Annotated in this window: 6 protein-coding genes and 1 pseudogene; 5 read left to right on the forward strand and 2 right to left on the reverse strand. The window is 73.1% G+C overall.

All coding sequences use genetic code 11. The features are described 5' to 3' along the window. Nucleotides 1-159: hypothetical protein (locus tag A5713_RS28815; protein ID WP_197516416.1), on the reverse strand; the 159-nt coding region annotated here is incomplete at its 3' end. A gap of 110 nt (nt 160-269) precedes the next feature. Between A5713_RS28815 and A5713_RS19140 the strand changes: the two genes are divergently transcribed. The 4 genes from A5713_RS19140 (at nt 270) to nudC (ending at nt 8,775) form a co-directional block, all read left to right on the forward strand. Continuing rightward, nucleotides 270-3,407, forward strand: coding sequence for an ATP-dependent DNA helicase (locus A5713_RS19140; protein WP_068098001.1), 3,138 nt, complete (start codon nt 270-272; stop codon nt 3,405-3,407). After that, a complete protein-coding gene (locus A5713_RS19145) occupies nt 3,374-6,682 on the forward strand; it encodes an ATP-dependent helicase (protein WP_369804500.1) in 3,309 nt (1,102 codons plus the stop codon). The genes A5713_RS19140 and A5713_RS19145 overlap by 34 nt, the downstream gene beginning before the upstream one ends. A gap of 90 nt (nt 6,683-6,772) precedes the next feature. Then, nucleotides 6,773-7,843 carry a TrkA family potassium uptake protein gene (locus tag A5713_RS19150; RefSeq protein ID WP_068098002.1) on the forward strand — a complete coding sequence of 357 codons (1,071 nt, stop codon included), beginning with the start codon at nt 6,773-6,775 and terminating at the stop codon, nt 7,841-7,843. Next, entirely contained in the window at nt 7,843-8,775 is a 933-nt protein-coding gene (gene nudC, locus A5713_RS19155; protein ID WP_068098003.1) for an NAD(+) diphosphatase, read from the forward strand. The genes A5713_RS19150 and nudC overlap by 1 nt, the downstream gene beginning before the upstream one ends. A 3-nt stretch (nt 8,776-8,778) precedes the next feature. Here the strand turns inward: nudC and A5713_RS19160 are convergent, their stop codons facing one another. Continuing rightward, entirely contained in the window at nt 8,779-9,093 is a 315-nt protein-coding gene (locus tag A5713_RS19160) for a sensor domain-containing protein (protein ID WP_082973038.1), read from the reverse strand. Between the two features lie 35 nt (nt 9,094-9,128). Between A5713_RS19160 and A5713_RS19165 the strand changes: the two are divergent. Next, a pseudogene (locus A5713_RS19165) lies at nt 9,129-9,510 on the forward strand (sensor domain-containing protein); the annotation flags it as partial.

The following is a 9,510-nucleotide window of genomic DNA, read 5'->3' on the forward strand; positions in this document are numbered from 1 at the left end:
CTGCTCGATCACGTCGGCCTCGTTCGCCTCGCGGTCGGCGGTGGTCAGATATTCGGTGTCCAAGCCGGCCTCGTCATCGAAGTCGACGGGCTGCAGCTGTTCCGCGGCGTCGCCCTCGGGCGCTTCGTCGCTGGGAAAGCCGCGTTCGACGTCTGTCACGATTACCTACCTTCCTGACCGTTGGTCGGGCTGTTCGCGGACTCCAGCGTAGGGGCCGCCGGCGGTTCGGGTTGGACCGACTTGTCAGACCCTGGTGATTGCATGCAGCCATGTCGTACACCTGGGACAGCGAGGCGCGGGCTCTGCTGCTGCCCGGTGCGCGCGGGCCGGTCCGGGTGCTGGGCGGGCCCGGCACCGGCAAGAGCAGCCTGCTGGTCGATGCCGCGGTCGCTCAGATCGACGCCGGCCTGGACCCGCAATCGGTTCTGCTGCTTACCGGTTCAGGCCGGCTGGGGACGACGGCGCGCGCCACGTTGACGACGGCGTTGCTGAGGCCCCGGGCCACCGGCCCCTGCCGGACCGCCGTCCGAGAACCGTTGGTGCGCACGGTGCACGGTTACGCGTACGCGGTCTTGCGGCGGGCCGCCGAGCGGGCCGGCGATGCGCCCCCTCGGCTTGTCACCAGCGCCGAACAGGACGCCATCATCAGGGAGTTGCTCGCCGGCGACCTCGAGGACGGCCCGCGCGGGGCGACGGCGTGGCCCGCCCATCTACACCCCGCGCTTACCACCGCGGGCTTCGCCACCGAGCTGCGAAACATGTTGGCGCGCTGCGCCGAACGCGGAGTGGACCCGCAGGAGCTGGAGCGCCTGGGCCGTCGTCACCGGCGACCGGAATGGGCGGCCGCCGGCCGGTTCGCCCGGCAGTACGAGCAGGTGATGCTGCTGCGGGCGGCGGTGGGAACGGCGGCCCCCCAGGCGACGACGCCCGCCCTGGGCGCCGCCGAGCTGGTGGGCGCCGCCCTGGAGGCCTTCGCCGTCGACCCCGAGCTGCTGGCCGCCGAGCGGGCGCGGGTGCGGGTCTTGTTGGTCGACGACGCCCAGCAACTCGACCCGCAGGCGGCCCGCCTGGTCCGGGTGCTCGCGGCCGGCGCCGAGCTGGCGTTGATCGCCGGCGATCCCAACCAGGCGGTGTTCGGCTTCCGTGGCGGTGAATCCACCGGGCTGCTGGAGGGCGATGCACCGTCGGTGACGCTGACGGCCTCGCACCGCTGCGCGCCGGCGGTGGCGCGGGCCGTCAGCGGCGTCGCGCGCCGGCTGCCCGGCGGCAGCGGGGGCCGCCGGATCGAGGGCACCGGGCCCGAGGAGGGATCGGTCACGGTGCGCCTGGCCGCGTCGGCGCACGCGGAGGCGGCGATGATCGCCGACACGCTGCGGCGCGCGCACCTGGTCGACGGCGTGCCGTGGTCGCAGATGGCGGTCATCGTCCGCTCGGTGCCGCGGGCCGGCATCCGGTTGCCGCGCGCGTTGGCCGCCGCGGGGGTGCCGGTGGCCGCGCCCACCGCAAGCGGACCGCTGTCCGACGAGCCCGCGGCCCGGGCGCTGCTCACCGTCCTGTCGGGCACCGCCGACGGGCTCGATGGCGAACGCGCGCTCGCCCTGTTGACCGGTCCCATCGGTCGCGTCGACCCGGTCTCGCTGCGGCAGCTGCGCCGAACACTGCAACGCTCCAACCCGGCCCCGGATGACGCCGCGGACCTGCTGGCCGGCGCGCTATGCGGTGACGCGCCGCCGCCGGGCCGGCAGTTCCGCCCGGTGCATCGCGTCCGCGCCGTTCTGGACGCCGCCGCGCGCTGCCATCGTGCGGGCCAAGACCCGCGCTACACCCTGTGGGCCGCCTGGCAGCGCTCCGGCTTGCAGCAGCGCTGGCTGGCGGCCGCCGAACGCGGCGGACCCGCCGGCGCGCAGGCCACCCGCGACCTGGAGGCGGTGACCGCGCTGTTCGACATCACCGATCAATACGTTTCCCGCACGTCGGGCGCGTCGCTGCGCGGCCTCGTCGAGCACGTCGCCGCGCTGCACCTGCCCGGCGTGAACCAGGAGCCGGTCTCGACCGTGGACCAGGTGCGGGTGCTCAGCGCGCACGCCGCATTGGGTCACGAATGGGACCTGGTGGTGATCGCGGGGCTGCAAGAGGGGTTGTGGCCCAACACCGCTCCGCGCGGCGGCGTGCTGGGCACCCAGCGGTTGCTGGACGTGCTTGACGGCGTCACCGGCGACGCGTCGGTGCGGGCGCCCCTTTTGGCCGAGGAACGGCGCCTGCTGGTGGCGGCCATGGGCCGGGCCCGCCGCCGCTTGCTGGTGACGGCCGTGGACAGCGACACCGGCGGAGCGGACTGCGAGGCCGCGCTGCCGTCCGCGTTCTGCGACGAACTCGCCCGGTGGGCAGACGACGGCGGCGACGCCGCGGCCGCGCAACCCGTCTCGGCGCCCCGGGTGCTGTCCGCCGCCGCGCTGGTCGGCCGGCTGCGAGCTGTCGTGTGCGCACCGGACGGCGCCGTCGACGACGCCGAGCGCGCCTGCGCAGCGAGGGAACTGGCGCGACTGGCCCGGGCCGGTGTCCCGGGCGCCGAGCCGGCGGCCTGGCACGGGCTGGTCCCGGTCAGCACCAGCGAACCGCTGCGTGGCGACGGCGAGGCGGTCACGTTGACCCCGTCGACCCTGCAGATGCTCAACGACTGCCCGCTGCGCTGGCTGGCCGAACGGCATGGTGGAACCAACCCGCGTGATCTGCGCTCCACCATCGGTTCGGTGCTGCACGCCCTGGTCGCCGAGCCGCAGCGGAGTGCAACCGAGTTGCTGGCCGAGCTGGACCGCGCGTGGCGGCATCTGCCGTTCGAGGCCGACTGGCATTCGGCCAACGAGCTGGAGCGCCACCGCGCGATGATCGAGGCCTTCGTCGAATGGCGGGCGCGGACCCGGGGCGAGCTGACCGAGGTCGGCGTCGAAGTCGAGATTGACGGAACCCTCGGCGCGTCCGCCGATGGCGGGGGCGAGGTCCGGCTGCATGGACGGGTCGACCGGCTGGAGCGCGACGCCGCCTGCCGCCTGGTGATCGTCGACATCAAGACCGGCAAGACGCCGGTCAGCAAAGACGATGCCCAACAACACGCCCAGCTGGCGATGTATCAGCTGGCCGTGGCCGAGGGAATTGTGACCGGGGAGCCGGCCGATTCCGAACCGGGCGGCGCGCGGCTGGTGTACCTCGGCAAGGCCGGGGCCTCGGGCGCCACCGAGCGCGAACAGGATCCGCTGACGCCGGCCGCCCGCGACGAATGGCGCCGGCTGGTGCGGCGCGCGGCCGAGGCGACCGCCGGGCCCCGGTTCGTCGCCCGGCGCAACGACGGGTGCTCGCACTGCCCCGTGCGGCCCTCGTGCCCGGCCCACGCCGACGGGGCGGCGCAGTGAACGCGCGCTACAGCCCCGCCCAATTAGCTTGCGCGCTGGGGCTTTTCCCACCCACCGAGGAGCAGGCTGCCGTCATCGCGGCACCGCCCGGTCCGCTGGTCGTCATCGCCGGCGCCGGCGCGGGAAAGACCGAGACCATGGCCGCGCGGGTGGTGTGGCTGGTCGCCAACGGCTACGCCGAGCCCGGCCAGGTGCTGGGGCTGACGTTCACCCGCAAGGCCGCCGGCCAGCTGCTGCGCCGGGTGCGGTCCCGGCTGGCCCGGTTGGCCGGCGTCGGGTTGGGCCCCGACGGGGCGGCTCCCGAGGAACCGGCGGGTGTGCCGACGGTCAGCACGTACCACGCCTTCGCGGGTTCGCTGATCCGCGACTACGGGTTGTTGCTGCCCATCGAGCCGGACACCCGGCTGCTCGGCGAGACCGAGCTGTGGCAGCTGGCCTTCGACGTTGTGAGCGGGTACCGGGGCCAGCTGCATACCGACAAGACCCCCGCCGCGGTGACGTCGATGGTGCTGCGGTTGTGGGGGCAACTGGCCGAACATCTGGTGGACACCCGCCAGCTCGGCGATACCCATCTGGAGCTGGAGCGGCTGATCCACACCCTGCCGGCGGGTCCCTATCAGCGTGAGCGGGGGCCCAGCCAATGGCTGCTGCGGCTGCTGGCCACCCAGACCCAGCGCGCCGAGCTGGTGCCGCTTCTCGACGCGCTGCACGAGCGCATGCGCGCCGCGAAGACCATGGACTTCGGCGTGCAGATGGCCTGCGCGGCGCGGCTGGCGGCGAACTTCCCGCAGGTGGGCGAGGACCTGCGGGGCCGCTACCGGGTGGTGCTGCTCGACGAATACCAGGACACCGGGCACGCCCAGCGGGTCGCCCTGTCGGCGCTGTTCGGCGGTGGCGCCGACGACGGGCTGGCGCTGACCGCCGTCGGCGACCCGATCCAGTCGATCTACGGCTGGCGCGGCGCCTCGGCGACGAACCTGCCGCGCTTCACCACCGACTTCCCCCTCGCCGACGGCACCCCGGCGCCGGTTCTGGAGCTGCGGACGAGCTGGCGCAACCCGCCGCGGACCCTGCAGCTGGCCAACGCCATATCGGCGGAGGCGCGCCGCAGATCGGTCGCCGTCCATGCCCTGCGGCCGCGCCCGGACGCCCCGCCCGGGACCGTCCGCTGCGCATTGCTCGCCGATGTGCAGTCCGAACGGGAGTGGATCGCCGACGAGGTCGCCGCGCGGTACCGGGCGGCCCGGTCCGACGGCGTGAGCCCGCCGACCGCCGCGGTTCTGGTGCGCCGCAACGCCGATGCCGCCCCGATCGCCGACGCCCTGCGCGCCCGGGGAGTCCCGGTCGAGGTGGTCGGACTGGCGGGGCTGCTCTCGGTCCCCGAGGTCGCCGACGTCGTGGCGATGCTGCGGCTGGTCGCCGACCCGACCGCGGGCGCGGCGACGATGCGGGTGCTCACGGGCCCGCGCTGGCGCCTCGGGGGCCGGGACATCGCCGCGCTCTGGCGGCGCGCCCGCCAACTCGCCGACGCCCCGAGCGCGGGTGCGGCCGCCGCGCCGGAATCGATCGCGATGGCCGCGGGCCCGGACGCCGACGCCGCGTGCCTGGCCGATGCCCTCGCCGATCCCGGCCCGGCCGAAGCGTATTCGGCCGCGGGATATCGGCGTGTCGCCGCGCTGGCCGCCGAGTTGCGCGCCCTCCGCGGCCACCTGGGCCATTCGCTGCCGGACCTGGTCGCCGAGGTGCGCCGGGTGCTGGGCGTCGATTGCGAGGTCCGCGCCGCGGCGGGCGCGAACGCGGGCTGGACCGGCACCGAACACCTCGACGCGTTCGCCGACGTCGTCGCCGGCTACGCCGAGCGGGCCGACGCCGCCGGCGGACCGGACCGTTGCGCAACGACATCGGTGTCGGGGCTGCTGGCCTTTCTGGACGTGGCGGAGTCGGTCGAGAACGGGTTGCCGCCCGCCCCGGTGGTGGCCGCGCGTGACCGCGTCCAGGTGCTCACGGTGCACTCCGCCAAGGGGCTGGAGTGGCAGCTGGTGGCGGTGGCGCACCTGTCGGGCGGCGTCTTCCCGTCGACCGCCTCCAGGAGCTCCTGGCTCACCGACGCGGCCGAGCTGCCACCCCTGTTGCGGGGCGACCGCGCCTCGGCGGGCGCACTCGGCATCCCGGTGCTGGACATCACCGAGGTCACCAATCGAAAGCAGCTGTCCGACAAGATCTCCGAGCATCGCCGCCAGCTCGAACAGCGGCGCGTCGACGAGGAGCGCCGACTGCTGTATGTCGCCATCACGCGGGCCGAGGACACCCTGTTGGTGTCGGGTCACCATTGGGGTGCCACCGGGATCAAACCGCGCGGCCCGTCGGACTTCCTGTGCGAGATCAAGGAGGTCATCGACCGTTCGGCCGCGGCCGGCGAGCCCTCCGGGGTGGTGGACCGGTGGGCGCCCGCGCCCGCCGACGGTGACCGGAACCCGTTGCGCGACAACACTCTCGAGGCCGTCTGGCCCGCCGACCCGCTGGCCGCCCGGCGCATCGATGTCGAGCGCGGCGCGGCGTTGGTCACCCGTGCGATGTCGGGCGACGGGGGAGAGCGGGGTGCCGACATCGAGGGTTGGGCCACCGACGTCGACGCGCTACTGGCCGAGCGTGCGCGGTTGGCCGCACCGCCCGCCGGGGCGTTGCCCAGCCAGCTGTCGGTGAGCGGCCTGGTGGACCTGGCGCGAGACCCTGCGGGCGCGGTGCGGCGTCTCAGGCATCGGCTGCCGGCCCGCCCGGATCAGCATGCGTTGCTGGGCAACGCATTTCACGCCTGGGTTCAGCAGTTCTACGGCGCCGAGTGCCTGTTCGATCTCGCCGACCTGCCGGGCGCGGCGGACTCCGGCGTGGGCGATACCCGGGAATTGGCCGGGTTGCAGGCCGCGTTCGCCGAATCGCCGTGGGCGGCGCGCACCCCGATCGCCGTGGAGGTGCCGTTCGAGATGCCGATCGGCGCCACTCTGGTGCGGGGCCGCATCGACGCGGTGTTCGCCGACCCCGACGGCGGCGCCACGGTCGTGGACTGGAAGACCGGCGAACCGCCGCACGGACCGGAGGCCATGCGGCAGGCCGCCGTCCAGCTCGCCGTCTACCGCTTGGCGTGGGCCGCGTTGTCGGGTGTTGCGGAATCGTCGGTGCGGACCGCCTTCTATTACGTGCGCGCCCGCACCACGATCGCTCCCGACGATCTGCCCGCTCCCGACGAACTGGCCGGGTTGGTGGCCGGTCCCGGGTGACCCGCGCTGCCCGAGTACCGGGGGCGGGATCGTGGTTTCATTGAGGCGTGCGTGTCTCCTGCGCTGGCGTCGAGCCGATCACGGACCGCCGTGCGCAACGGTAAGTCCCGGCAACTGAGCAGTCTGGAAGAGACGCTGTCCGCCCAGCGAGGCCATCAGTTGGTCGGCGTGGTGCGCATCCCCGAGGAGCACGCCAGCCCCATCCGCGTCATCACCCGCCGGGTGGCCATCGCCTTGGTGGTGTTGTTCGCCGCGGCCGTCATCGTCTACGCGGACCGCAACGGGTACCGCGATGTGCGTGGCCAGCCGCTGACATTCCTGGACTGCGTGTACTTCTCGGCGGTGTCGCTCTCGACGACCGGCTACGGCGACATCACCCCGTACACCGAAACCGCGCGCTTGGTGCACACCCTGATCTTCACGGCGCTGCGGATCGCCTTCCTGGCCGTGTTGGTCGGCACGACCTTGGAAGTGCTCTCCGAGCGGTCCCGGCAAGGGTGGAAGATTCAGCGTTGGAGGAGCAGAGTGCGCAACCACACGATCGTGATCGGCTACGGCACCAAGGGGAAGACGGCGGTCGCCGCCATCCTCGGTGACGAGGCCGCCCAGGGCGACGTCGTCGTCGTCGATACCGATCGGACCACCCTCGAGCACGCCGCCAGCGCCGGGCTGGTCACCGTGCACGGCGACGCCACCAAGGCCGACGTGCTGCGGCTGGCCGGCGCGCAACACGCGGCCTCGATCATCGTGGCCACCAGCCGCGACGACACCGCGGTGCTGGTGACGTTGACCGCGCGGGAGATCGCGCCCAACGCCAAGATCGTGGCGTCCATCCGGGAGGCCGAAAACCAGCACCTGCTGCAGCAATCGGGCGCGGACTCGGTGGTGGTGTCCTCGGCGACCGCCGGGCGCCTCCTCGGCCTGGCCACGACCACGCCCAGCGTCGTGCAGATGATCGAGGACCTGCTGACCCCCGACGTCGGGCTGGCGATCGCCGAGCGGGAGGTGGAGCCGGCCGAGGTCGGCGGCTCCCCGCGGCATCTGCGCGACATCGTGCTCGGCGTGGTGCGCGACGGCCAGCTGCTGCGCATCGGGGCGCCCGAGGTGGACGCCGTGGAGGCCAACGACCGGCTGCTCTACATCCGGCAGGCCGGGCACTGATGGCGATCGCGGACTTTCAGCTGCACAACGTCCCGTTGCTGTCGCGTGTCGGTGCCGACCGCGCCGACCAACTGCGCACCGACGTCGAAGCGGCCGCCGCCGGGTGGGCCGACGCCGCGCTGCTGCGGGTGGATTCTCGCAGCCAGGTGCTGGTCGCCGACGGCCGGGTGGTGCTCGGCGCCGCGGCCCGGATGGGCGACACGCCGCCACCGGATGCGGTGTTCCTGGGCCGCATCGACAACGACCGGCACGTGTGGGCCGTCCGCGGCGCGCTGGAGGCGCCCGAGGACCCGGACGTGCGCGCCGAGGTGGTGAACCTGCGCGGGCTCGGCTCCATCCTGGACGACACCAGCAGCCAGCTGGTGTCGTCGGCGCTCGCGCTGCTCAATTGGCATGACTCCGCCCGGTACAGCTCTGTGGACGGTTCACCGACCAGGCCGGCGCGGGCGGGCTGGGCGCGAGTCAACCCCGTCACCGGTCACGAGGAGTTCCCGCGCATCGACCCGGCGGTGATCTGCCTGGTCCACGACGGCGGTGACCGCGCGGTGCTGGCCCGCCAGGCGGTGTGGCCGGAGCGGATGTTCTCGCTGCTGGCCGGATTCGTCGAGGCCGGTGAATCGTTCGAGGTCTGCGTCGCGCGCGAGATCCGCGAGGAAATCGGCCTGTCCGTAAGCGACGTGCGTTACCTGGGCAGCCAGCCGTGGCCGTTCCCCCGCTCGCTGATGGTCGGCTTCCACGCCGTCGCGGACCCGGCGGAGGACTTCTCGTTCAACGACGGCGAGATCGCCGAGGCGGCCTGGTTCACCCGCGACGAGGTGCGCGCGGCGCTGGCGGCCGGCGACTGGTCCAGTTCGGCGGAGTCGAAATTGCTGCTGCCGGGGTCGATCTCGATCGCGCGGGTGATCATCGAGTCCTGGGCCGCGCTCGACTGACCCCTACTTGATGCGGTCGGTCACCGTCTGCAGGACCGTGTTGGCGACCTGCTCGGTGGGTTCGATGCCGAGCACGCCCACGGACACCAGCACCGAGGACTTCACCGCGTACAGGTGAATCCACCCGTCGGAGCCGAGCTTGAGCGTCTGCGTGTCCGGCTTGTTCAGGACGAAGTCGTAGCCGGTGTGATGCAGCGAAACGCACTGGTCCAGTGTCGCGTTCAGCTGGTTGAGCGCCCCGCGCGCGGCGGTCGCGTCGGGATAGACGGCGACGGTGTTGGTGATCTCGTTGATCGGGGCGATGCCGCCGGGCCTCAGGTCGTCGGTCGAGCCGTTTTCGCCGGCGCCTGTCGGTGCTGGGCAGGGCTTCGGCCGTCATCGCCTGCGGCGCCGCGGTGGTCGTGTCGGCGTGCTCGCACTCGCCGAGCAAAACCGCGGCGACGGCTCCCGAACACGCGTACGCCGAATCATTGGTCATCAGCCTGGCCGACGCGCGTCGCATCGCCAATTTCGAAGGGCTGCAACCGTATTCGTATGCCGACCGGCACGAACCACCGCGCGATAACGTCGGCAGCCCGCCCGGCCCCTGCCGCGCGGTCGGATCCACCGACCTCACGTTCGCCGGGGGCTGGAAGGAATACCGCTCGGTGGGCTACAGCGGCTCGACCGACGACCTGAGGCCCGGCGGCATCGCCCCGATCAACGAGATCACCAACACCGTCGCCGTCTATCCCG

The sequence above is a fragment of the Mycobacterium sp. E2497 genome (genome assembly GCF_001668695.1).
In the GTDB taxonomy this organism is placed as follows: domain Bacteria; phylum Actinomycetota; class Actinomycetes; order Mycobacteriales; family Mycobacteriaceae; genus Mycobacterium.